This is a genomic window from Micromonospora sp. NPDC127501 (assembly GCF_040302185.1).
GTDB lineage: Bacteria > Actinomycetota > Actinomycetes > Mycobacteriales > Micromonosporaceae > Micromonospora.
This window is the reverse complement of the sequence record NZ_JBEORJ010000012.1, coordinates 35,573-57,842: the sequence shown is the minus strand read 5'-3', so window position 1 is coordinate 57,842 and position 22,270 is coordinate 35,573. Positions and strand designations below refer to the sequence as shown.

Here is a 22,270-nt window from a genome sequence, read left to right as displayed (position 1 = left end):
CTAACCTCGGTCATTGTCAACAGCGGTTCGCCGTGTCGCCACCACCCCGGAGCCCACACTGGACGCCACACCCACCGTCACCCGACCGGCACCGCCCGTGCCGGCCAGGCAAACGGCCGCACCCTCGCGCCGGCGTGGCCGTCGGGCGGCCCGCGCCGCCGGCCTGGTCACCGCCGTGGCACTGCTCGTGGTGATCGTGGTGCTCAGCATCGCGGTCGGCGCGAAGGCCATGCCGCTCGCCGACGTCTGGTCCGGGTTGCTGCACCGCGACGCCACCGAGTACGCCGTGGTGCACCGAATGCGCCTGCCCCGCACCCTGCTCGGGCTGCTCGCCGGCACCGCCCTCGGTGTCGCGGGGGCGGTCATGCAGGCCCTCACCCGCAACCCACTCGCCGATCCCGGTCTGCTCGGCATCAACGCCGGCGCGTCCGCGGCCGTCGCCACCGCCGCCGCGTTCCTGGGCGTCACCGCCGTCGGCGGGTACGTCTGGTTCGCGCTGCTCGGCGCGGCGGCGGTGACCGCGCTCGTCTACGCCGTCGGCGGCGGACGCGGCGCCACCCCGGCCCGACTCGCGCTGGCCGGGGCGGCACTCAACGCCACCCTCTACTCCTACGTGAGCGCGGTGATGCTGCTGGACACCGCGTCGCTGGAGCGACTGCGGTTCTGGACGGTCGGCTCACTGGCCAGCGCGGACTCCGCGACGGTCACCCGGGTCCTGCCGTTCATCCTCGTCGGGCTACTGGTCGCGCTCGGCGCCGCTCGTCCGCTGAACGCGCTGGCGCTCGGCGACGACGCGGCGCGAGCCCTCGGCGCGCGACCCGCGCTGATCCGCGCCGCCGTGATCGTCGCCGTCACCCTGCTCTGCGGCGCGGCGACCGCCGCGTGCGGCCCGATCGTCTTCATCGGGCTGCTGGTGCCGCACCTGGTCCGCGCCCTGACCGGCCCGGACCTGCGCTGGCTGCTGCCGTACTGCGCGGTGCTCGCACCCGCGCTGCTGCTCGGCGCCGACGTGCTCGGCCGGGTGCTGGGCCGCCCTGGAGAACTCCAGGTCGGCATGGTGACCGCCGTGCTCGGCGGCCCGCTCTTCCTGTGGCTTGTCACCCGCCGACCGGTGGCGCAGCCGTGACAGTTCTGCGTACGTCATGGGGGTTGTCGCTGCGGTTCCGGCCCCGCGCGTTGGGCGTCGGGGCCGGCGCGGCGGTGCTCGCCGCCGGGTTCGGTCTGGTGGCCCTGGGCAGTGGTGACTACCCGATGGGGCCGGCGGACGTGCTCCGCACGCTGACCGGCGGTGGCACCGTGGCGGAGCAGTTCATCGTGCTCGAGCTGCGCCTGCCCCGGCTGGTCACCGCCCTGTTGGTCGGTTCGGCCCTGGCTCTCGCCGGCACGGTGTTCCAGTCGCTGGTCCGCAACCCGTTGGGCAGCCCGGACATCCTGGGCTTCACCCAGGGCGCGTCCACCGGGGCGCTGGTGGTGGTCGTCCTCGGTGGCAGCAGCCTGGCGTTGGCCGGCGCGGCGGTCGTCGGAGGCCTCGGCACCGGTCTGGTGATCTACGCGCTCGCCTGGCGGCGCGGAGTGCACGGCTACCGGCTCATCCTGGTCGGCATCGGGGTGGCCGCGATCCTGACCGGCGTCAACGGCTACCTGCTGACCCGGGCGCCCCTGATGGAAGCCGCCCGCGCGGTCCTCTGGCTCACCGGCAGCCTGGACGGGCGGGGCTGGGCCAACGCCGGGCCGCTGCTCGCCGTCCTGGTCGTGTTGGCGCCGCTGGTGCTCGTCGGCTGCGCCCCGGCGCTGCGGATGATGGAGTTGGGCGACGACGCGGCCAGCGCCCTGGGCGTGCCGGTACGCCGGCTGCGCCTGGTGCTGCTCGCTGCCGCCGTGCTGCTGGTCTCGTTCGCGGCGGCCGCCGCCGGGCCGGTGTCCTTCGTGGCCCTCGTCGCCCCGCACGTGGCGAAACGACTGACCCGGGCCCCGGGTCCGAACCTGCTGCCGTCGATGGCCGTCGGCGCGGCGCTGCTGGTCGGGGCCGACCTGGTGGCGCAGCGCGCGTTCGCCGGGCATCAACTCCCGGTCGGCGTGGTGACCGGCGTGATCGGCGGCGGCTACCTGGTCTGGCTGCTGGCGATGGAACGTCGGGCGGGCCGGCTGTGAACACCCGTGACGCCCTCGAAGGAGCACCCATGCGACCCGGCGATTCCCGACTCGGCGGCACCGCGCTGACCCTCGCCTACGACCATCGCACCATTGCCGAGAACCTGACCGTGGCGGTGCCCGACAGGTCCTTCACCGTGATCATCGGCCCGAACGCGTGCGGCAAGTCGACGCTGTTGCGCGCCCTGTCCCGGATGCTGCGCCCCAGCGCCGGCGCGGTGCTGCTGGACGGACGGGACATTCACGACGTGCCCGCCCGCAAGGTGGCCCGTACGCTCGGCCTGCTGCCGCAGTCGTCGATCGCACCGGACGGCATCAGCGTCGCCGAGCTGGTCGCCCGGGGTCGCTACCCCCATCAGGGGTTGCTGCGGCAGTGGTCCCGCGAGGACGAGCGGGTGGTCGAGGAGTCGATGGCCGCGACCGGGGTCGACGACCTCGCCGACCGGGCGGTGGACGAGTTGTCCGGCGGGCAGCGGCAGCGGGTCTGGATCGCCATGGCGCTGGCCCAGCAGACGCCCCTGCTGCTGCTCGACGAGCCGACCACGTACCTGGACATCGCCCACCAGATCGAGATCCTGGACCTCTGCGCCCGGTTGCACGAGGAGCAGGGCCGCACCCTTGTCGCGGTGCTGCACGACCTGAACCACGCGGCCCGCTACGCCACCCACCTGATCGCCATGCGCGACGGGCGCGTGGTGGCCGCCGGGGAGCCGGCGTCGGTGGTCACCGCCGAGCTGGTGGCGGAGGTGTTCGGGCTGCCCTGCCGGGTGATCGACGACCCGGAGACGGGCACCCCGCTGGTCGTGCCCGCGGCCCGACGCCGCGTCACCACACTGGCCCCGGAGCCGGCGTGAGCGAGCGAACGAGCGGCGAGCGGCGTTTCCGCGACCCGTGGGGGGTGCCGCACCTGCGGGCCGACGACCCGCTCGCGCTGGCGGCGGCGCAGGGCCGCGTGACCGCGTACGACCGGGCCTGGCAGATCGAGGTGGAACGGCACCGCGCCCGAGGCACCAGCGCGGCGTTCCTCGGCCCCGACGCGCTCGGCTGGGACCGGTTCGTCCGGCAGGTCCGGCTCGACGACACCGCACGCCGGTGCCACGCGGCACTGGACCCGGCGACCGCCGAGTGGGTGGGCGCCTACGTGGACGGCGTCAACGCCGCTCTCGCCGCCGGGGCGGCCCGGTCACCGGAGTTCGCCGCCGCCGGGCTGCGCCCGGGTCGGTGGGAGCCGTGGACACCGCTCGCGGTCTGGCTGGGCCACCACATCCTGTTCGCCGGGTTCCCCGGCAAGCTCTGGCGCGAGCACGTGGCGCAGCGTCTCGGGCCGGACGCGGTCGACCTGTTCGCCACCGACGGGCCCGCAGTGGCCGGCAGCAACGGGTGGCTACTCGCCGCCGAGCGCACCGGCACCGGGGCCGCGCTGCTCGCCGGCGATCCGCACCGGTTCATCGAGGATCCCGGCGTCTACCAGCAGATCCGGTTGGCCTGCCCGGAGTACGACGTGGTCGGGTTGGCGGTGCCGGGTGTGCCGGGCATCGCGCACTTCGGGCACACCGGCGAGGTGGCCTGGGCGATCACCAACGCGATGGCCGACTACCAGGACGTGTACGCGGAGCGGCTGCGCCGCGACGGCCCCCGGGTGCAGGCGCTCGGCCCGGACGGCTGGCGACCGGCGCACCGCCACGTCGAGACGATCGAGGTGGCCGGGGCCGACCCGGTCGAGGTCGAGGTGGTGGAGACCGATCGTGGTCCGGTGATCGCCGGTGGGCCGGACGACGAGAGTGCCGTCAGCCTGCGCTACCCGCCCCGGGTCCGGGGCGACCTCGGTTTCGCGACGCTGCCGGAGCTGCTGCGCGCCCGCACCGTGGCCGACGTGGACCACGCGCTGCGGCACTGGGTGGAGCCGGTCAACGTGGTGCAGGCGGCGGACACCGCCGGAGGGCTGTTGCACCGGGTCGCCGGGGCGGTGCCGGTGCGGCACCCGGAGAACGGCCGGCGGGTGGTGCCCGGATGGGACGCCGCGTACGCCTGGCAGGGCTGGCACGCGCCGATGCCCCGCGCCGAGGTGGTCGGTCGGTCGGTGATGGCCAACGAGCGCGGGCTGGCGGCGCCACTGGGGGTGGAGTTCGCCGCAGCGCACCGGGCGCATCGCATCGCCGAGCTGCTCGACGCCCGCCCGACCTGGACGGCCGACGAGATGGCCTCGGTGCACACCGACACGTACCTGGGCGCGGCCGGGCCGTTGCTGGCGGTCCTCGCCGAGTCGACGGGGCTCGGTCCGGCCGCCGCCGCGCTGCGTGAACGTCTGCTGCGCTGGGACCGCCGGATGGCCGCCGACAGCACGGACGCGGCGGCCTACGCCCTCCTGCGGGCGGCTGTCGTACGCCGGATCGCCGCCCACCCGGCGCTGGCCGCGCTGGCCGAGCTGCCCGCGTACCCCGAGGTGTTCGCGCCCTGGCTGGCGCTGACGCCGCGCGTCGGTCACGCGCTGGAGCACCTGCTCGGCACGACCCCGCTGCCCGGTGTGGACATCAGCGCGCTGGTACGCGCGGCGGCCGAGGAGGTCGCCGACGCGGCGGCCGGGCAGGTGCCCTGGGGGGACCTGCACCGGCTGGCGCCGTGGCGGGCCCTGCCCGGCCCGGACACCGGGCCGGGCCCCCGGCTCGACGGTGACCACGACTGCGTGTTGGCCACCTCCAGCGTCCCCGGGGTCACCCACTGGTGCTTCCGGGGGCCGGCGGCGCGCTTCGTCTGGGACCTGGCCCGCCGCTCGGACAGCCGCTGGGTGGTCCCCCTGGGCGCCTGCGGGGTGCCCGGCGACCCGCACCACGACGACCAGAGCGCCTCCTGGCTGGCCGGGGACCTGCTGCCGGTCGTCACGGACTGGGACCAGCTCGCCGAGGAACTCCACTGACGGCACCGGCCGCCGCTCGGGGTGTTTCGCGCACCCCGAGCGGCGGCCGGCCGCAGTGCTGTCAGCGCAGGCCGAACGCCCGGCTGATGCTCTGGCTCACGGTGTTGCCGGCGGTGTCGCGCGCCGTGGTGCGCAGGCTCACGAAGCCGGCCTTCGCCGGTGCGGCCAGCGAGGTACGCCAGCCGTCGCCGTGCCGGGTCAGCCGCTGCTTCTGCCAGGTCGCCCCGTCGTCGTAGGACACCTCGACGGTCACCGCGCCGATCGTGCCGGTGACGCCGGGCAGGTGGGAGGCGACAACGGTCAGCGGTGCCCGCCGCGACGCCCTGCCGGCGGAGTCGATGGCCACCTGGTAGTCCAGCTGGATCATCGGCAGCACCTCGGCCGACTCCTCCCCCGTGACCGCCGAGTGGAAGCCCCACTCGGTGCGGGTCTGCCGGGAGTACGGGTTGGTCCACGCGGCCCGGTCGTTCTCCACCACCAGCCGGTACGGCAGTCGCTGAGACGCCAGCCCGGAGACCTGGAGGTACTCGGCGTTACCCCAGTCCAGCTCCTTGTCGCCCTGGTAGAGGGTGGTCCGGTTGACCATGTCGTAGTTCGCGTACGCCTCACCGATGTGGCCGCCCCCGTCGCCCCAGCCGGGCGCGGGCAGGTAGACGGTGTCCAGGTACCGGACCGGCACGTAGCTGCCGCCCATCCGGGGTCGCTGGATCGGCCCGAACCAGGTGACGGCGCTGGGCTTGCCGGCCGGGTACGTGGTTACCGCCATCAGGTGCTGACCGGTCTCGCCGGCGATGAACGCGTCGTCGATCCACCGCTGGTCGGCGCTCACCCAGTCGGTGCGTCGGCCCTGCGCCGGGGCCGGCTCCTGGTTGCTCGACGCCCAGCCGCGCCACACGTCGGTGCGGAACTCCAGCGCCTTGCCCTGCCGGTAGTTGCGGAACTCCACGTCGACCCGGGCCAACTCCCGCTTCGTGGGCCGGTAGGTGGGGTCGGCCGGCACCGTGCCGGTCCAGTGGTGCGCCACGTCGTACAGGTAGGTGGTCTCCGGGTGCGACTCGACGGTGAGCCGCACCGCGCCGCGCTCCAGGGCGGCGATGAGCTGCCCACCCTCGTCGGCGCCGAGGGTTGCCACGGTCACCGGGGCCGGGCTCTCCGGGCTCCACGGCGCCTCGTCCCACGGCTGGAGGCGACCGACACCGTCGTTCACCACGAGCAGCAGCTTCGCTCCGGCCGCGGCGGCGGCCTGCGCCTGGGTGGCGATGTCCACACCGTCACTGCGGCGCACCACCACGGCCCGGTCCCGGACCGGACGCTTGGCCAGCCCCGTCGCCGACGCGTCGGCGACGTAGACCGCTTCCAGCTGGCGACGACCGGCCGGCAGCGGCGGGGTCGCCCGCTTGACCAACAGATCGTCGTACGAGCGACCGCCCGCCGAAACGGTCAGGGCCGGCTGCTCCAGCCGCCACCGGGCACCGAACTCGAACTCGCCGTCGGTCACCGGACGGCTCGTCGGCAATGCCCACATGCTGTCGTACGAGTCGTCGGGCAGCACCTGGCTCTCGGTGAGACCGTTTTTCGTGGACCGGTGGATGTCCATCCGCAGCGCGCTGGCGGTGGCCTCCTGCGGCACCCGGGCCTGCACCTGTCGGGCGGCGCGCGCGTCCAGGGTGACGGTGCGGTCGCGGTCCAGGTTCACGTCGGTGAAGCTGAGCATCGCCATGCCCTTGGAGTGCGGCCCGTGCGCGCCGCGCACGTCCGCGGAAATCCAGCCGTTCCAGCTTCCCACCGGCAGCCGCAGCGTGGCGGTGCCGCTCTCGGGCAGGTCCACGGCGGTGAAGAGGGTGTCGGCGGTGAGGATGACCTTGCCGACGAGCGGCTTGCCGTCGCGGTCCTTGGCGACCAGCGTCAGGTTCTGCCGCTGGCCCTCCTTGCCCGCGCCGATCAGGGTGCGCCCGCGCACCGCACCGGTGTCGTCGGTGGCGACGATCATGCCGCTGACCTGCTTTTCCACCGGCAGCTTGTCGTACGCGGCGGTCACCGTCACGGTGGCGGTGCCGCCCGCCGGCACGGTGACCCGGTCGGCGGAGAGCGCGAACAGTCCGGCCGGCGCGGTGGCCGCGTCGAGGGCCAGCTTCAGGTCGACCGACGTGCTGCCGAGGTTGGTGTAGGTGACCGTACGGTCGACGGTCGCGCCCGGCTGCTGGGGCCACGCCTGGAAGCCGGAGTAGGCGCTCGGGGTGGCGAAGACGGTGGCGTGCGCGGCGGCGACCGCGTCGACCCGGCCGGCACCCGCCTGGTACGGGGTGTACTCGGGGGTGGCCTTGACCGTGCTGACCAGCGCTTCCTTGATCCGCTGACCGGTCCAGTCCGGGTGCGCGGCGGCGACCAGCGCGGCCGTGCCGGCGACGTGCGGGGTGGCCATCGACGTGCCGCTCATCAGCGTGTAGTCGCCGGAGCCTCGCACGAGGTGCGAGCGGGCCGCCAGGATGTCCACGCCGGGGGCGGTGATCTCGGGCTTGAGCCCGCCGTCGCCGGCGCGTGGCCCCTGGCTGGAGAAGTCGGCGAGGTGGTCGGCGGCGTCGACCGCGCCCACGGTCAGCGCGGAGTTGGCGGCACCCGGGCTGCCGATGGTGGCCGGGCCGCTGTTGCCCGCGGCGATCACGAAGAGGGCGCCGGTCTCGGCGCTCAGCCGGTCGACCGCCTGGCTCATCGGGTCGCTGCCGTCGGTGGCCTCACCGCCCAGGCTCATGCTCACCACCCGGGCCTTCTGCTCCCGGGCCGCCCACTCCATGCCGGCGATGATCCACGAGTCCTGTCCGCTGCCCTCGCTGTTGAGCACCTTGCCGATGTGCAGGCGGGCACCCGGGGCGACGCCCCGCTCCGCGCCACCGGACGCGGCACCGGTGCCGGCGATCGTCGAGGCCACGTGCGTGCCGTGGCCCTTGTAGTCAAGGATGTCGGGCTCCTCGGGCACGAAGCTGCTGGACTCGGCGATCTGGCCGACGAGATCCGGGTGTTCGGCGTCCGCACCCGAGTCGAGCACCGCGACGTCGACACCGGTGGCGGTGTTGCCCTCGGCCCACAGCTTCGGCGCGCCGATCTGCGCGGTGGACTCGGCCAGGTCCGCGTGCACCCGACCGTCCAACCACACCTTGGCGATGCCGTTGGCCAGGGTCGGGGCGTCACCCGTACGCCGGGTCGAACCGGCGGTCAGCGCGGTCCAGAACCGGGCGGCGGTGGCGCGCTGGCGGGTCAGCGCCGCGCCCTGCACGCTGTCCAACGGTCGGACCAGTTCGGCGCCGTCGACGGCGGGGCGGGTGCGGTTGCGGGCCGCCGCGTCGGTCATCGTGACGATCAACGGAAGCGCGTCGGTGTGCGCGTCGTCGTAGCCGTCGGCGATGAGGTCGGTGACGTTGAACAGCTGCCGGTCCAGCACACCACTTGTCACATAGGACAGCGCCGCGTCCGGGTAGACGTAGGTGTCGCCGTCGCGCACGGTGCGGTGGAAGCTGGGGGTGCTACCGTCCGGCCGGCGCACTGTCGACACCGTGCTGCCGTCCGCCGCGGTGGTGACGGTGACCGTGTCACCGGTGATCAGGGTGACGGTGGACGCGCGTCCGGCGGCGGCCGGGGGTTGACCCGCGGGGCGGTCGGGGTTGTTCGGCGGGGCGGCAGCCGCTCCCGCGCCGGGTGGGGTGAACCCGGCCGCCAGGGTGAGGGCGACGCCGAGGGCGATCAGCCCGGATCGGCGGCGCCGGTGAGACAGAGCCACGATGACCTCTTTGTGTCGAGAAGTGGTACGCACCACAGCATCGACGCCGAGCCCATCCCAACCGCGCACCGCACCCCGACGCACTTACGCCATGGCGCAACCCCGCCACCCTCCCCCGCTCCCCCCGCTCCCCCCGCTCTCCCCGCCCTCCCCGCCCCCACGCTCACCCCGACCTCGCGTCCCGCCCCGATCCCGGCGATCTTGCACTTTCTGTCGCGACCAAAGCCGCGAATCAGGACGCATCGACAACCACAAGTGCAAGATCGGCGAGAGCCTCGGGGGAGGGAGGGAGGGCTAGGGGGTGGGGCGGGTCAGGGTGGCGAGGGCGTCCAGTTGGGTGGGGTCGGAGAGGGCGGAGCCGACGGCCACCACGCGTACGCCCGCTTGCAGGAACGCGCCGGCGTTGCTGGCGTCGAGGCCGCCGGTGGCGACGAAGCGCAACTGCGGCAGCGGGCCGGCGACGGCCTTGAACCAGGCCGGGCCGAGGGAGATCGCGGGGAACGCCTTGAGCCAGGTGAGGCCGTGCCGCAGTGCCTGCTGGGCCTCGGTCGGGGTGGCCACACCGGGCAGGTGCGGCAGCCCATGCGCGGCGGCGGCGTCGGCGACCGCGAGGTCCAGGCCGGGCGCGACGGTGAACCGGGCGCCCGCGTCGGCCGCGGCGGCGACCTGGTCGACGTCGAGCACGGTGCCGGCGCCGACGATCCGGTCGCGCTCGGCCCCCGCCTCGACGGCGGCCCGCAGCGCCGGCACCGCGTCAGCGGTGGCCACCGGAACCTCCACCACGTCGATGCCGAGATCCCAGGCGCGCTCGGCGAGCCGAACGGTCTCGGCGACCGGCAGGCCGCGCAGGATCGCCATCACCCGGGCACCGCCGAAGATGTGGTCGAAGTCCGGTGTGGTCATGGTGCACTCCATCCGAGGTCGCGGTGGGACTGTTGCTGCTGGTCGGGTCGCAAGCCGCCGGCCCGACTCAGGTCGTCGCCCCCGGGACGGTCAGGTCGAGCGGCGACCAGGCGTCGTCGGGGGCGTCGATGAGTTTCTCGAACCAGGCCCACGGCGGGACCGGGGCGTTGTCGCCGCTGCTGGTCAACGCCTGCGCCGCGAGGAGGTGACCGAGGCGCAACCGCCGCACCGGGTCGAGGCCGCGTAACAGCCCGGCCAGGTAGCCGGCGGCGAAGGCGTCTCCCGCGCCGACCGGCTCCACCACCGTGACCCGGGGCGCGGGCACGAAGACCGGTTCGGCGTCGCGGACCAGTGCGGTGGCGCCCACCGCGCCGTCCTTGACCACCACCGTCTCCGGATCGGGCAACAACTCGCGTACGGCGATCGGGTCGGTGGTGCCCCAGAGGGTTTCCGCCTCGTCCTGCCCGACGAAGACGAGGTCGCAGCGGTTGGCGAGGTCGCGCAGCACCGGCGCGGCCTGCTCGGCGGACCACAGCCGGGCCCGGTGGTTGACGTCGAAGCTGACCAACGCCTGCGCCAGCGGCCGGTCGGTCACCGCGTGCTCGACCAGCGCCCGGCAGGACGCGGAGAGCGCCGGGGTGATCCCGGACAGGTGCAGCACCCGGGCACCGGCCAGCGCCGGGTCGGCCAGCGTGGCGGGGTCCATCCGGGCGGCCGCCGACCCGGCCCGGTAGTAGTGCACGGTCGTCCCCTGCGGGCCCGGGTCCTTGACGTACAGGCCGGTGGGGGCGGCCGGGTCCACGCACACCTGGTCGACGCGGACGCCGGCGGCGGCGACGTGCCGGACGACGGCCCGACCGAAGGGGTCGTCGCCGACCCGACTCACCCAGGTCGTCAGGTGTCCCAGGCGGGCCAGGTAACCGGCCACGTTGGACTCGGCCCCACCGACCGAGACGGCGACCCGCTCGGCGCGCTCCAGCGGCTCACCCGGGGCGGGGCAGAGCACCACCATCGTCTCCCCCACCGCGGCCACCTCGATCGACGGAAGGCCGGCCGGGACACTCGCCTGGTCAGGTCGGGGGGCGGTCGGCATCGGGCACACGTCCTCGCGGCGGGGGTGCTGGGCCTCGCCGAGCCTAGGTGTCCCGCCCGGGACGGGCAACCTGTCGCGCGTCACACCTCGACGCTCAGGGCACCGTCAGCCCGTAGGCGGCCAGCACCTCCGCGATCGGCTGGTAGTAGGTGGTGCCGCCGGCGGTGCAGTTGCCGGTGCCGCCGGAGAGGATGCCGAGGATGGTGCCGGTGGCGGCCACGTAGAGCGGTCCGCCGCTGTCCCCCGGCTCGGCGCAGATGTTGGTGCGGATCAGGCCGTAGATCACGCCGGTGGCGTAGTTGACGGTCTGGTTGAGACCGGTGACGGTGCCGCAGCGCACGCCGGTGGTGCTGCCGCTGCGGCACACCGCCTGGCCGATGTACGCGTTGCCGGGGCCGTTGATGGTCAGCAGGCCGGGGTAGGTGTAGACCGCGCTCGGGTGGGCGATCCGGCCGGTGTAGCGGATCAGCCCGTAGTCGTTGGTGGGGTAGCTGGTGGCGGTGCGGGTGCCGAGCACTGTGGTCAGGGCGCTGTCGGCGTACCAGGTGGTGGCGGCGGTGGTGCAGTGCCCGGCGGTGATCACGTAGTAGGTGCTGCCGCTGCGCGCGTTCGCGCCGAGCGAGCAGCGCGCGCCACCGCCGCCGTAGATGCCCTGCCCGCCGGCGATCAGGGGGCGCAGCGTTCCGGGTTCGCGGCGCAACAGCACGCCGGCCCGGTCGGTCACCGCCCGCAGCGCGGCCAGTTCGCTGGGGGCCACTGTGTCGTCGACGGTGAGGATCATCCGGCCGGTGGCGGGGTCGAGACCCCAGGCGGTGCCCGCGGTGCGTACCCCGGTCAGCGTGGCCGTCGCGTGGGCGGCGGGCGCGGCGGCCCGGTCGGGGACGGCGGCCTGGGCCGCGCCGGGCTCGACGAGCAGCAGGGTGGTCAGGACGAGGGCGACCAGCGGGGAGCGGCGCATCCGAACCTCCGAAGAGATCGAGATTGGTGGATGCGGTAAAGCATCGCCCGGTGCCCGACGTCGTGGCAACCTCCGGCCGCCCTCTTCCCCGACCGGTGGGAATCGCCGATCCGGGGGCGGCCTGTGTCGGGGCCGCCGATAATTCCTCGGGAGATCGCGGCGGGAGGCCAGGCATGACCACCACAGGGAATGCGGCGCTGGTACGCCGGTTGGACCAGTCGACCCGGGCAACACTGCTGGAGTTGCTCTTCGACGTGGTCTTCGTGGCCGCCCTCGCACTGACATCGAAACTGCTGTCCGAAGATCTCTCCTGGTCCGGCGGCGCCAAGCTGCTGCTGATGCTGACCGCCGTCTGGTGGACGTGGTCGGTCACCACGACCACGACCGAGTTCTACGATCCGCAGCAACGCCCGATCCAGGCCATCCTGATGGTCGCCATGGTCGGCTCGGTGGGGATGGCGGCATCGCTGCCGATGGTCAGCATCGGGCACCTGCTGCTCTTCGTGATCTCGTACGTCGGCACGCATGTGATTCGCTGCATCATCCTGGTCACCGCCCTGCACCGGCAGGGGCACCGGACAGCCAGGGAGCGGGCCACCCGGTTTCTCTTCTGGTTCACGGTGTCCGGCGTCTTCTGGGTCCTCGGCGCGCTGTCAGAGACTCCGAACTGGGGGCTCTGGACGATCGCCATAACGATCGACCTCGTCGGCGGGGCGACCCGCTACCCCACACCCCGGCTGGGCCGGGTGCCGCTCGCGCAGTACGGGCGGACCACCGAGCACCTGGGCGAGCGGTACCAGCAGTTCATCATCCTGGCCCTCGGCGACATCATCCTGTTGCCGACGCTGCAGGTCAGCCGGGGTCATCTCGATCACCTCCGCCTCGCCTCCCTGCTCTGCGCCTTTGCCACCATGCTGCTGCTCTGGCAGATCTACGTCTTCCGCGCCGGCGAGTTGTTGGTGGCGGCCGGGTCCAAGGGGAGCCGGGCGACGCGACTGGCCCCGTTCACCCATCTGGTCATGCTGGCCGGCGTGGCCGGCACTGCCGCCACCGTCGACCTGGTCGTCACCAGGCCGACCGGAACGACACCGGTGCCGTGGCTCGTGCTGATCATCACCGGCCCGACGCTGTTCGTGGTCGGCCGCGTCCTGTTCACCATGGCGGTGTCGTGGGTCGTGCCGTGGCGGCGAATTGCCTGGCAGCTCTTGCCGCTGCTGGTGCTGCCGTGGGCCGGCGGTTGGCCGCCGGTGCTGGTGGCCACGATCGTGGCGCTCGGGTTGGCCGGTCACATCCTGTTTCCCGGAGCGGCCCGGGAGACCACACCGGGCCTGCGGCTGCGGCAACCCGACGACTGACCGGCGCAACCTCCGGCCGCTGCCCTCCCCACCCGGCGGGAATCGCCGATCCAGGGGCGGGCCGCGCCGCTACCGCCGATAATCCTCGGAGACACGGCGGGAGGCCGCGCATGACCACCGGAGGCACCGCGGCACTGGTACGCCGGCCGGACGGTTCGACGCGGGCCACACTGCTGGAGTTGCTCTTCGACGTGGTCTTCGTGGCCTCGCTCGCGCTGACCTCGACCCTGCTCGCGGAAGTCCACAACTGGTCCGGCGCCGCGATGGTCCTGCTGATGCTGACGGCGATCTGGTGGACCTGGTCGGTCACCTCCACCACCACCGAGTTCTACGACCCGCAGCAGCGCCCCATCCAGACCATCCTGATGGTCGCCATGGTCGGTTCGGTGGGGATGGCGGCGTCGTTGCCGATGGTCTCCGACGGGCACGCGTTGGTCTTCGCGATCTCCTACGTCGGCACGCACGTGATCCGCGGCATCATCCTGGTCACGACGTTGTACCGGCAGCGACATCGGGCGGCCATGGTCCGGGCCACCCGGTTCTTCTTCTGGTTCGTGGTGTCCGGCGTCTTCTGGATCACCGGCGCGGTGTCCGGCACGGTGAACTGGGCCCTCTGGACGATCGCCATCACGATCGACCTGCTGTCCGCCGCGGCCCGCTACCCCACGCCGTGGCTGGGCCGGGTGCCCTTCGAGCAGTACGAGCGGACCACCGCCCACCTGGGCGAGCGGTACCAGCAGTTCGTCATCCTGGCCCTCGGCGACATCATCCTGGTTCCCACGCTGCAGGTCAGCCGGGGCCCGCTGGCCGGGTTCCGGGTCGCCGCGCTGCTCTGCGCGTTCGCCATCATGCTGCTGCTCTGGCAGGTCTACGTCTTCCGCGCCGGCGAGCTGCTGGAGGCTGGGGCCGGGCCGAAGTCGGGCCGGCCGGCGCGGGTGGCGCCGTACACCCATCTGGTGATGCTGGCCGGGGTGGTCGCCACGGCGGCCTCGTTCGACCTGGTGGTCACCCGCCCGACCGGCACCACGCCGGTGGGGTGGCTGTTACTGATCCTGGGCGGCCCCGCGCTGTTCGTGATCGGCCGTGCCCTGTTCACCCTGCTGGTGTCCAAGCTCGTGCCGTGGCGGCGAATGCTCTGCCTCCCCCTGCCGCTGCTCACGCTGCCGTGGGCCGGCCGCTGGCCGCCGCTGCTGGTCACCACGGTCGTGGCGCTCACGCTGGCGGCGCACATCCTGATTCCCGGAGCGGCCCGGGAGACCACACCGGGCCTGCGGCTGCGGCAGCCCGGCGACTGATTCCTGCTTGTTCAGGCGAAGTGTCGAGCGGCCCACTCGGCGAGGTCCCGGGCGCACGCGTCCACCGACTCCTGCCAGGTCCGGGCCGCACCCTCCCCCGCCTCGTCGCTGACCTGCTTGACCAGCCGGCACGGCACGCCGGCCTGCGCCGCGGCCCAGGCCACCGCGTACCCCTCCATGTCGACCAGGTCGGCGCGCTGCGCCAACCGGTCCCGCTGCGCGTCGTCGGCGACGAAGGTGTCACCGGTGGCCAGCACCGCGCCCTCGGCGGCCAGCGACAGCGGCGCACCGTAGGTCTCGCCGGTGAGCGTGCGCAGCAGGTCGGTGTCCAGGTCGTGCTGGAGCACGGTGGCGACCTCGTGGATGCCGGCCAACCCGGGGCGCAACGCGCCCGCCGTACCCAGGTTGAGCAGCAGGGCGGGGCGCGGCCCGGCGGCCAGCACCGCGGCCACCGCGCTGGCGGCGTTCACCTTGCCCATGCCGGTGAGCAGGACGGGCAGCTCGGGCGGCAGGTAGCGGGCCTCCTCCCCCACGGCAAGAACCACCAACGGGCGATCGGCGCGGACCGTACCTCGAAGATTCACCGGAGCATCGTACGAGCCGATCGGTGGGCCGTTGACGTCAGTCGTCGGTGAAGCGGTACAGCACGAAGTCCTTGTCCGCGCCACAGGCGATCACGTGGGTGTTCCACGAGCAGGACGAGCTGCGCACGTCCTTCAGCTCACCCAACTCGTCGACCTCACCGGAGTCGGCCCACACCCCGGCCAGCACCCGGTTGTCCGCGACCACGCTGGGCGCCTTGGCGAAGACCAGCAGGTTGCCCGCGTCCAGGCGGACCGCGACCCCGCCACGGTCCCGCAGCACCGGCTTGCCGGCGGCGTCGAAGACGGTGACGGTCGGCTCCGGCAACTCCCGCTGGGCGAGCACCTGCTCACCCATCGGGACCAGACCGGTCACGCCCGGCGCCGACCATCTGATCACGCGCTCACCCTCGGTGGCCGCCACCACCTCGGTGCGCGCGACGTCGTTGTCCGGCACCTGCAACAGGCAGGCCCGCCGCTCACCGCAGGCCACCAGCTCCTTCGGGCGGTACTCGTCGTTGCCGGAACGGTGCAGCACCACCGGCTCGGCGTCGGAGCCCAGGTCGTACGCGAGCAGCTGGTAGCCACCCTCGTTGGCGGCCACGTACAGGCGGTCCTCGTGGGCGACCACCAGGTCGTCGAGGTCGGCGACGCTCCCCCACTGGCGCAGCACCGCGCCGGAGGCCATGTCGAGCAGCCGTACCGACCGGTCCGCACCCACCTGGACCAGTCGCCGCCCCTTGCTCGTCCACGGGTTGCGGGGCGTGCCGTCGAGGAAGGCCGGCCCGCCCGCCGCCGCGTCGGTGCCGACCGGCCGGACCACGGTACGGCCACCGGCGTACTGGCCGCGGGGGTTGGGCTGCCTCCACTTCGCCGAGCCGTTGGTCAGGCGCAGGCCGACCAGTTCGTCGGCGGCCCGGTCCACCAGCACCGCCGTGTCGTCGGCGAAGTAGACGTCGTCGTCACCACGCAGAACGCGCTGCCAGCGCTGCTCGCCGGTACGACCGTCGAGGACGGCCAGCGGTCGGGGGCTGTCGCCCGGTGCGTCGGCGAGGACCGCGACCGCCCCGGGGACGGCGATGATCGCCTCCCAGTCGTCGGCCCGCACGTCGGTCTGCTCGCGCCACAGCTCGCGGCCGTTGCCCGCGTCGACGGCCACCACCTCCAGCCGGTCGTCGGGCAGCGGAAACGCCAGGTAGGCCCGGTCGTCGAGCACCGCTGTCCACATGTCGGCCGGCCGTTCGGGGCCGGCCGACAGCCGGGACAGTTCGCGCAGCGCGGCGAACTCCAGATCCGGGTAGCGGTCCCGGGTCAGGTAGAGCGTCGCCGCGGTGGCCACCCCGGCCAGGGCCAGCACCGCGCCGAGCACCACCCAGCGCGCCCTCCGCCAGCGGGTCGCGCCGCCCGACGGGGTCGGGGTGGCGCCGGCCAGCCCCGGCCCGGGAGGCGGGCCCGCCGGCGGGGTGGATCCCGGCCAGGGCTGCGACGGTACGACCGGCGCGGGCGCTCCCGCCGGGGCGGGCGGGCTCACCGGAGCCGGCGCGGGTGGTGCGAGCGGCGCTCCCGCGTACGCCGGGGCGGGTAGCGCCTTCCGCAGCGGCAGGTCGGTCAGTGCGCCCTCGGCCACCGGCAACTCCGGCTGGTCGAGCACCGTCGGCGCGATCCCCAGCTCGGCGTGCAGCATGCGGGCCACCAGCGGGATCCGTGACGACCCGCCCACGAGGAACAGCCCGTCGAGCTGATCGGGGCGCAGCCCGGCGGCGGCGATGACCTCCCGGGCCCGCTGCACCGCCCGGCGCAGCAGCGGCGTGGCCACCCGCTCGACGTCCGCCCGGGTCAGCTGGATCGTCTCGGCCACTCCCGGCACCGCGACCGGGGGCGACCGCGGACCGGGACAGGGTCTCCTTCGCACCCCGTACCTCGTCCCAGAGCCGGACCTGGTCGCGGCGCTGCGCCGGATCCGCCGGTCGGGTGAGCCGGGCCCACTGCGCGGCGTGCCGCTCACCGACCAACTCGCCGACCCGCCGCACCAGCGCGGCGTCGAGGTCCAGTCCGCCCAGGTCGGGCAGGCCACCGTCAGCGACCACGCTGAAGCCGGAGTCACCCCAGGGGTCCGCGCCCTCGTTGCGCAGCACCGCGACGTCGAGTGTCCCGCCACCGAAGTCGAAGACCGCGATCGCCCCACCGACCGGCACCGGACGGTGCAGCACCTGCGTGTAGTAGCGGGCGGCGGCCACCGGCTCGCGCAGCAGGCGGGTACCGGGCGGCGTCGGCCCGGCGAGGGTGTGCTCGACCGCCTGCGGCCAGCCGGCCCGCAGCAGCGCGTCGGCGAGGACCTGCCGCCGCGTCGCGTCCCAGGCGGCCGGGCAGGTGACCACGGCCGGCGGCAGGAAACCCACAGCGCCCACCGCCGCCCGACCGACCGCCGCCAGCACCGCGGCGAGCAGGTCGGCCGGCGGGTACGCGCGGTCGCCGAGCTGCACTGTCGGCTCGTCCACCCGACGCTTCGGGTTCGCCTCGAACCGGGCCGGGTCGGCCTGCGCCAAGCGGCGGGCGTCCCAGCCGGTGTGCAGGGTGCCGTTCGGGTCGGCGTAGACGGCGGACGGACTGAGCGGTTGACCGTCCATCAGCAGCGGACGGGTCCGCCCGTCGGGCCAGCGCAGCACCGCGACCGTGTTGGACGTGCCGAGGTCGATGCCGAGAGCGAAACCCTCGTGCTGGCCTGCCATTGCCCGGTACCTCCGCCGCGACGAGGGGAACTCGACCCCGCATCGTACGCAGGCCCCGCCGCACTGCTGATCACTCGGTCCGGGGTGGTCGGTGGCGTCTGGTCAGTGGGTGGAGTGGACGCCCACCACCTCGTCCTCGCTGGTCTCCCCGGTCAGCTGGAACCCGAGTTTCAGGTAGAACTGCTCCGGGCCGTCCGGCCCCGGCTTCCACGTCGTGTAGACGCGGTCGTGCCCACGTCGGTGTGCCTCGTCGCGGACAGCCTGTACCGCGAAGCGGCCGTACCCCCGGCCCTGGTGCTCGGCGGCGATGTTCAGCCGCCACAGCCCTGAGCGCCTGTCGCCCGGTTGGGCCGGATCCCACACGATGTCGAAGAAGCCCATCAGGAAGCCGACGATCTCGTCATCCTCGACGATCAGACGCGGCCACGCGATCTCGGGCTGCGCGTACGCCTCGGCGAGGGACCAGGCCACCGGAGACGAGAACTTCTCCTGGTCGGGCCGCACGCTCACCCGGCACGCGGCCTCCACATTGTCCTGAGTGACCTTCTCCAGTCGCGGCACGCCGAACACCCTACCGAGCGGGGCTGCGCAACAGGCCGTCGAGCAGCCCACGCAGGCCGAACTGGAACCAGGTGTCCAGGTCGGTGTCGGGTCTGGTCTGCCCGGCCGCGGCCAGCCACTGTCGGTCCCGGGTACGGCCGGTTCGTTCCAGCCGGGTGAGGGTCGCCGACCACCAGGCGTGGTAGGTGGTGTCCCCGGAGTCACGTCGGATGAGCAGGGCCATCCCCTGGACGTAGCCGCTGAGCGCCAGGTAGGCGCGGAACGCCTCGGCCGGGTCGTACCCGGCGCTGCTGAACGCCGCGACCACCCGGTCGACCATGGCGAGTACCGCCGGCCCGGTCGGTGGCCGATCGGTGGCGAGGATGGCCAGCAGCCAGGGATGGCGGCGGTACATCGCCCACTCGTCTCCGGCCAGCCGTTCGAGCCGTTGGCGCGGGTCGCCCGGTAGTGGTGCGGTGCCGGGCGGGCGGGCGGCGGTGATCTGCTCGGCCATCGCGGCGAGGAGGTCGGCCCGGTTCCGGACGTGCCGGTACACGGCGTGGGCGGGCAGACCGGCGCGTTGGGCGAGGACCCGCAGGGAGACGGCGTCCAGGCCGCCGGCGTCCGCCAACTCGACCGCGAGGGCGACCAACCGGTGGCGCGGGTCGCCGCCGGTCGGCGCGGGCAGGTCCCGAATCCGACGCGGGGTGCTGGTGGGGCCGTGCTCGCGACGCCTGCGGTACGCGCGGGCCTGGCAGCGCCGGGAGCAGTAGCGGCGCGGGCGTCCCCGGCCGGTGGCGACGGGCAGGTCCGCCTCGCACTCGACACACCGGGCACTGAGCACGCCGCCTCCGGTTTCGTCACGGCACTCCGGGTGACGAAAGTACTACGGTCGAGCAGTCGGGCCGTACCGATCGGTCCGTGCGGCGCGGAGCAGCCGGAGCTGACCGATCTCCGCGACGTTCTTCATCAGCTCCGAGTTGACCCAACCGATCATGTGCGTGACGGTGTGGTCGGTCCCGTCCGGCCAGGGAAACGTCGCGGTGCGGTCGAGGTCGCTGTCACCGAGCTGGTCGAGCAGACCCAGCCATTCGGTGCGCAGGTCACGCAGCCAGGCGACGCTGGGCTCGCCCGCACCCGGCCAGACAACGGCCGTGCGCTGCCGCGCTGATCCGCCCCGGAGATGGTCCATCGCCACGGTCCACCACCAGCCGACGTGCCAGGTGAGCCAGCCGATAGTCGGCACCGGGACCGGGTCGGGTTCGGTGTCGGCCCAGTCCGGGGTCCAGGTGCCGTCGGTGCTCTGCCGCACCGACCAGCAGTGGTCGGCCGGCTCCCACAGGAAGTCCGCGGGTTCGAGTCGCTCAAGGTGGTACTCGAACAGCGACCACGTCAGGTCGAACTGCCAGCGCAGCAAAGCCAGGCTCGGTACGGACATCCGGAAATCCTGTCCGAACCCATCCCCACCGTCCACAAAATAACCCCACCCACCCCGATCGGGGTGATCATGAGGTTGGCGGGTTCTACGGAGATCGAACCACCCGCCAACCTCATGATCGACCGTCAGCTGCGGGCGGGGTCGGTGGGGCAGAGGTCGGAGAGGGCGTAGCGGAGCAGGACCACGTCGCCGATCTGGCGGGCCTCGGCCAGGCGTGCTCGGCGACCCGGGTGCCAGGGGAAGCGCCCCTCGCCGACGAACCGGGGCGCCCGGCCGTCACCGACGAAGAACGGGGCGACCACCAGGTGCAGTTCGTCGGCGAGACCGGCGGCGAGGAACTGGGCGTGCACCGTCCCGCCGCCCTCCACCATCAACCGCTGTACGCCCCGGGCGGCCAGGTCGGTCAGCAGCCACCCCGGGTCGACGGGCTCACCCGCGTCGATCACGGTGGCCAGTCGGCCGACCCGTTCCTCGGTCTTCTCCAGCGCGCCCGTGGCGCAGTAGACGAGCCGGGTCGAATCGCCGGCGGTGAAGAAGCGGGCGGTCGGGTCGAGGTCGCCCTGGGCGGTCAGGGTGACCTTGGTGGGCGACGCCGGGCGACCCGCCGCCACCCGTTCGGCCCGACGGCTCGGGGAGCGCACCAGCAGCCGAGGGTCGTCTCGTCGGACGGTGCCAGCGCCGACCAGGATGGCATCGCAGCTGGCCCGGACCGCGTCGACGCGGTCCAGGTCCTCCTCGTTGGACAGCAGTAACCGCTGCTCGGAGGCGTCGTCGATGTACCCGTCGATGGAGGCGGCACAACTCAGCAGCACGTACGGCCGCGTCGGCCCCGGCCGCCAGCTCATCGGGAGACGGGCCGCTCAGGAGCACGGCCCGCGAGCGCGTCCGCCGCCTCGGCCGCCTCGACCTCCGCCGCCTTGGCGGCCTTCGCCGCCAGGTAGTCGGCGTTGGCCGGCGAGAGGAAGACGCTGGTGAGCACCCGTTCGGCCACGTCCACGCCCAGCCGGGCCAACTGCTCGGCCTTGTCCGGGTTGCTGCTCAGCAGTCGCACCCGCGGCACGCCCAACGTGGCCAGCATCTGCGCGGCGACGGTGTAGTCCCGCTCGTCCTCGCCCCGGCCCAATGCGACGTTGGCCTGGTAGGTGTCCAACCCGGCGTCCTGCAAGGCGTACGCGTCGAGCTTGGCGTACAGGCCGATGCCACGGCCCTCCTGTCGCAGGTAGAGCAGGAAACCGCCGGTCTCGGCGATCCGCTGCACCGCCTCGCGCAGTTGCGGGCCGCAGTCGCAGCGTTCGCTGCCGAACACGTCGCCGGTCAGGCACTCGCTGTGCGGACGGACCAGCGGGGCCTCTCCCCCGACCGCGAGCCGGTCCAGGGCGCCGGCCCAGTCGCCGAGGCCGAGGGCCAGGTGCTCCCGACCGTCCACCAGGCCCTTGAACGTGAACACCCGGGCGGTCGTGGTGTAGCCGTCTGGGAACGCCAGCGGCACCGTGACCTGCGTGCGGATCGTGGCAACCGGCAATGCTTCGGGCATGGGACTCCTTCGTCCGGCGCCACCGCTGTCCGGCGACGCGTACCGTCTCACAACCGACTCAACATCCACCGATGGAGGCGGCTTCCCGGGCGGCGACCGGAATTCGACGCCGACGGGCCAGCAGAACGGCGGCGCCGGGCAGGCTGGCCACCAACACCAGTGCACCGTAGACGGTGGCGGTGGCGACACCCTCGGCCGCGCTGAGGCCGGCCGCACCGAACACCCACGCCGCCACCCCCTCACGCGGCCCGAAGCCGGCCACGTTCAACGGTAGGCCCATGGCGAGCAGGGCGAGCAGCGTCAACGGCAGCAGTCGGGACAGCGGGGCGTCCGATCCGGCGGTGCGCGCCGCCACCAGGAAGGTGGCCAGGTGACCGGCGACCATCACGGCCGAGGCGACCAGCACGCCGAACCAGGTGCGCCGCGCCAGCAGCCCCGACCGTACGTCCGCAACGGCGGTACGCAGTGCCGTCGCCCAGCGCGACCCGCCACCGTTCGGAAGGACCCGGGCCAACAACACGACGGCCAGCCCGCCGGCGACGAGCAGCGCGGCGGCGACCGGCAGGTACGGGCGTACCGGGGACGGGAAGGCGGCGAGCACCACCAGCGCGACCCCGACCAGGACCACCTGCCCGGCGGCACGCTCCCAGACCACCGCGCGGATGCCCCGGCTCACGTCGCCGGCGTCGCGGCCGTGGCGGACCGCCCGGTGCACGTCGCCGAGCACCCCGCCGGGCAGGGTGGCGTTGAGGAAGACGGCCCGGTAGCAGTGCGCCACCGCGGTCGCCAGCGGCAGGCGTACGCCGAGACCGCCGGCGACCAGGCTCCACCGCCACGCCGCGCAGACCGTGGTGAGCACCCCGATGACCAGCGCCGCAGCCAACGCTGACGCGTCGATCAGTCGTACCCCGGCGAGGAACGGGCCGGTGCCCACCTGCCACAGCAGGACGGCGAGCAGACCCACCCCGCCGACCACTCGTGCCCAGGCCCAGAACATCGGCGCCGGC

At 73.7% G+C, this 22,270-nt stretch carries 18 protein-coding genes and 1 pseudogene; 6 read left to right on the top strand and 13 right to left on the bottom strand.

Annotated elements, in window-relative coordinates; genetic code table 11:
- Positions 1-13 precede the first annotated feature (13 nt).
- From ABTW72_RS25045 to ABTW72_RS25030, 4 genes are read left to right on the top strand one after another with little or no spacing between them, the layout of a single operon-like run.
- The gene (locus ABTW72_RS25045) at positions 14-1,126 is read left to right on the top strand and encodes a FecCD family ABC transporter permease (RefSeq protein ID WP_502892243.1); all 1,113 of its coding nucleotides are present in this window, start codon (positions 14-16) and stop codon (positions 1,124-1,126) included.
- Positions 1,123-2,151 carry a FecCD family ABC transporter permease gene (locus tag ABTW72_RS25040; protein WP_350862342.1) on the top strand — a complete coding sequence of 343 codons (1,029 nt, stop codon included), beginning with the start codon at positions 1,123-1,125 and terminating at the stop codon, positions 2,149-2,151. The genes ABTW72_RS25045 and ABTW72_RS25040 overlap by 4 nt, the downstream gene beginning before the upstream one ends.
- A gap of 29 nt (positions 2,152-2,180) precedes the next feature.
- Positions 2,181-3,005, top strand: a complete 825-nt coding sequence (locus ABTW72_RS25035; RefSeq protein WP_350862340.1) for an ABC transporter ATP-binding protein — start codon at positions 2,181-2,183, stop codon at positions 3,003-3,005.
- Positions 3,002-5,065, top strand: coding sequence for a penicillin acylase family protein (locus ABTW72_RS25030; protein ID WP_350862338.1), 2,064 nt, complete (start codon positions 3,002-3,004; stop codon positions 5,063-5,065). The genes ABTW72_RS25035 and ABTW72_RS25030 overlap by 4 nt, the downstream gene beginning before the upstream one ends.
- Positions 5,066-5,126: 61 nt before the next feature.
- On the opposite strand, the gene ABTW72_RS25025 is transcribed toward ABTW72_RS25030, so the two are convergent.
- The 4 genes from ABTW72_RS25025 to ABTW72_RS25010 all read right to left on the bottom strand — a co-directional run bounded on the left by ABTW72_RS25025 (position 5,127) and on the right by ABTW72_RS25010 (position 11,791).
- Positions 5,127-8,837 carry a S8 family serine peptidase gene (locus ABTW72_RS25025; RefSeq protein ID WP_350862336.1) on the bottom strand — a complete coding sequence of 1,237 codons (3,711 nt, stop codon included), beginning with the start codon at positions 8,835-8,837 and terminating at the stop codon, positions 5,127-5,129.
- 294 nt (positions 8,838-9,131) lie between these two features.
- Positions 9,132-9,740, bottom strand: a complete 609-nt coding sequence (locus ABTW72_RS25020; protein ID WP_350862334.1) for a bifunctional 4-hydroxy-2-oxoglutarate aldolase/2-dehydro-3-deoxy-phosphogluconate aldolase — start codon at positions 9,738-9,740, stop codon at positions 9,132-9,134.
- 67 nt (positions 9,741-9,807) lie between these two features.
- Entirely contained in the window at positions 9,808-10,833 is a 1,026-nt protein-coding gene (locus tag ABTW72_RS25015) for a sugar kinase (protein ID WP_350862332.1), read from the bottom strand.
- Between the two features lie 94 nt (positions 10,834-10,927).
- On the bottom strand, positions 10,928-11,791 hold the full coding sequence (locus ABTW72_RS25010; RefSeq protein WP_350862330.1) for a S1 family peptidase: 864 nt from the start codon (positions 11,789-11,791) through the stop codon (positions 10,928-10,930).
- Positions 11,792-11,964: 173 nt separating this feature from the next.
- Here ABTW72_RS25010 and ABTW72_RS25005 point away from each other — a divergent pair, with 173 nt between their 5' ends.
- Both ABTW72_RS25005 and ABTW72_RS25000 read left to right on the top strand, forming a co-directional pair.
- Positions 11,965-13,146 (top strand): low temperature requirement protein A, encoded by a 1,182-nt coding sequence (locus ABTW72_RS25005; RefSeq protein WP_350862328.1) that lies wholly within the window; start codon positions 11,965-11,967, stop codon positions 13,144-13,146.
- A 110-nt stretch (positions 13,147-13,256) separates the two neighbouring features.
- Positions 13,257-14,441 carry a low temperature requirement protein A gene (locus ABTW72_RS25000; RefSeq protein ID WP_350862326.1) on the top strand — a complete coding sequence of 395 codons (1,185 nt, stop codon included), beginning with the start codon at positions 13,257-13,259 and terminating at the stop codon, positions 14,439-14,441.
- 11 nt (positions 14,442-14,452) lie between these two features.
- On the opposite strand, the gene ABTW72_RS24995 is transcribed toward ABTW72_RS25000, so the two are convergent.
- The 9 genes and pseudogenes from ABTW72_RS24995 to ABTW72_RS24955 form a co-directional block, all read right to left on the bottom strand.
- Positions 14,453-15,025, bottom strand: a complete 573-nt coding sequence (locus ABTW72_RS24995) for a nucleosidase (RefSeq protein ID WP_350862324.1) — start codon at positions 15,023-15,025, stop codon at positions 14,453-14,455.
- A gap of 37 nt (positions 15,026-15,062) precedes the next feature.
- A complete protein-coding gene (locus ABTW72_RS24990; RefSeq protein ID WP_350862322.1) occupies positions 15,063-16,880 on the bottom strand; it encodes an Hsp70 family protein in 1,818 nt (605 codons plus the stop codon).
- Between the two features lie 91 nt (positions 16,881-16,971).
- A pseudogene (locus ABTW72_RS24985) lies at positions 16,972-17,649 on the bottom strand (Hsp70 family protein); the annotation flags it as partial.
- Between the two features lie 204 nt (positions 17,650-17,853).
- Positions 17,854-18,312 carry a GNAT family N-acetyltransferase gene (locus ABTW72_RS24980; protein ID WP_350862320.1) on the bottom strand — a complete coding sequence of 153 codons (459 nt, stop codon included), beginning with the start codon at positions 18,310-18,312 and terminating at the stop codon, positions 17,854-17,856.
- 10 nt (positions 18,313-18,322) lie between these two features.
- Entirely contained in the window at positions 18,323-19,135 is an 813-nt protein-coding gene (locus ABTW72_RS24975; protein WP_350862318.1) for a TetR/AcrR family transcriptional regulator, read from the bottom strand.
- A 42-nt stretch (positions 19,136-19,177) separates the two neighbouring features.
- The gene (locus ABTW72_RS24970) at positions 19,178-19,729 is read right to left on the bottom strand and encodes a DinB family protein (protein ID WP_350862316.1); all 552 of its coding nucleotides are present in this window, start codon (positions 19,727-19,729) and stop codon (positions 19,178-19,180) included.
- A gap of 125 nt (positions 19,730-19,854) precedes the next feature.
- Positions 19,855-20,574, bottom strand: a complete 720-nt coding sequence (locus ABTW72_RS24965) for a RibD family protein (protein ID WP_350862314.1) — start codon at positions 20,572-20,574, stop codon at positions 19,855-19,857.
- A complete protein-coding gene (locus ABTW72_RS24960; RefSeq protein WP_350862312.1) occupies positions 20,571-21,263 on the bottom strand; it encodes a GTP cyclohydrolase II in 693 nt (230 codons plus the stop codon). Before ABTW72_RS24960 ends, ABTW72_RS24965 begins: the two co-directional genes overlap by 4 nt.
- Positions 21,264-21,321: 58 nt before the next feature.
- Positions 21,322-22,260 carry a lysylphosphatidylglycerol synthase transmembrane domain-containing protein gene (locus tag ABTW72_RS24955; RefSeq protein WP_350862310.1) on the bottom strand — a complete coding sequence of 313 codons (939 nt, stop codon included), beginning with the start codon at positions 22,258-22,260 and terminating at the stop codon, positions 21,322-21,324.
- Positions 22,261-22,270: the final 10 nt, after the last annotated feature.